Genomic DNA, 1,632 nt, shown 5'->3' on the forward strand with positions numbered 1-1,632 from the left:
GCCCCATCCGAGACGACCCCAGGAGCACACCCCGAATCGACAGATACCAAGACCCCACCTATCACCAACCGAAAAAAAAAAAGCCCACACGTGTGAAGTATATTGAAATCAACAAGCGCAAGGGCACCCAGATCGAGTTCGCCACCGACGCGGTCGTCCGCACGGCCACCGCCAAGGAGGTCACCGCCGGTGCCCGCCTCTTCGGCATCGTCGAGGGCGCCCTCCTGTACGCCCAGGAAATGGCGGCCGTGGGCCACCCGTTGAGCCCCCCCCTGTCAGCCCGCCTGACCCGAGTAGCCGGCTAACCCCCTCCGCCTGCCCCCCGCCCCCACCCCGCCCCTAGCCCCGGTGATCATGAAGTTAGCGGCGACAAATCGGGGGCGGTTTCTAGGCTTCAGTGCAACTGATCTTGGTTGTGCTGGAGGTGTTGGTGGCGAGGCCGGGTGTGTTGACGTTCGGGCATCGGCAGGTGTTGGAGCATTTGTGGGGGTCGGGTAAGACGATCACGCAGATCGCGGGGCTTCTCGGGGTGCCGGTGTGCACGGTGTCGCGGGAGGTGGCGCGGAACAACAGTGCGCGGCACGGGACGAAGAACCCGCTGGGGCGGTTGTTGGCGGCTGGGCGGGCTCGTCGGCCGTATCGGTGGGGGTATCAGGCGCAGTGGGCGCAGCGGCGCGCGGATGCGGCGCGACGTCGGGTGGTGAGGTCGAAGCTGGCGGTGGGTACGCGGCTGCGGCAGGTGGTGGCGGGGAAACTGGCTCGTAGGTGGTCTCCGAAGCAGATCGCCGCGTGGTTGCGGGCCACGTTCGCCGACCGGCCGGAGTTGCAGGTGTCCCACGAGACGATCTACCAGGCGATCTACGTGCAGTCACGGGGGAACCTTCGGGCCGAGTTGACCCGGCAGGTGGCGTTGCGGTCGGGGCGTACCCAGCGGCGCCCGCAGTCGCGTGCCGCGGGTGCTCTCCGCAGCCGCCGGCCCTGGATCGGGGATCTGCACATCAGCGCCCGGCCGGCCGAGGCCACCGCCCGGGCGGTGCCCGGGCACTGGGAAGGTGACCTGGTCATCGGCAAGGCCGGCGCCTCAGCGATCGTGACCCTGGTCGAACGCAGCACCCGGTATGTGATGCTCGGCGCCCTACCCCACGGCCGAGACAGCCACGCCGTCATCGGCGTCCTGACCGACCTGGCCACGAGAATGCCGGCACACCTGCGCCGCTCACTGACCTGGGACCAGGGCGTGGAAATGGCCACCCACCCGCAGTTCACCATCGCCACCGGCTGCCCGGTCTACTTCTGCGACCCCCACAGCCCCTGGCAACGCGGCACCAACGAGAACACCAACGGACTCCTACGCCAGTACTTCCCCAAAAGCAGCTACGACTTCCGCACCATCGACCAGACCGGCCTCGACGAGACCGCCCACGAACTCAACACCCGCCCCCGCGAAACGTTGGGCTGGAAAACCCCAGCCCAACGCCTCGCCGAACTCATCACGCCCTAACGATTGCACTCACCCCTTGACCCCACCCCGGGTGCCGGGGCGACAACTTCATGATCGACCGGGTCGGGCGGTGGTCGGCGGGCGGTGACGAGTGCGGGGTCAGGCGGTCAGGTGGGGGAGGCGGCGGATGC

Annotated in this window: 1 protein-coding gene and 1 pseudogene; both read left to right on the forward strand. The window is 68.2% G+C overall.

The genetic code is table 11. The features are described from left to right. Positions 1-113: 113 nt before the first annotated feature. Positions 114-305, forward strand: a pseudogene (locus tag ABZS77_RS30010) (heme-binding beta-barrel domain-containing protein); the annotation flags it as partial. Positions 306-544: 239 nt separating this feature from the next. Beyond that, positions 545-1,501, forward strand: coding sequence for an IS30 family transposase (locus ABZS77_RS30015; RefSeq protein WP_354829692.1), 957 nt, complete (start codon positions 545-547; stop codon positions 1,499-1,501). Positions 1,502-1,632: the final 131 nt, after the last annotated feature.

This window comes from Micromonospora sp. NPDC005298 (assembly GCF_040607375.1).
Lineage (GTDB): Bacteria > Actinomycetota > Actinomycetes > Mycobacteriales > Micromonosporaceae > Micromonospora.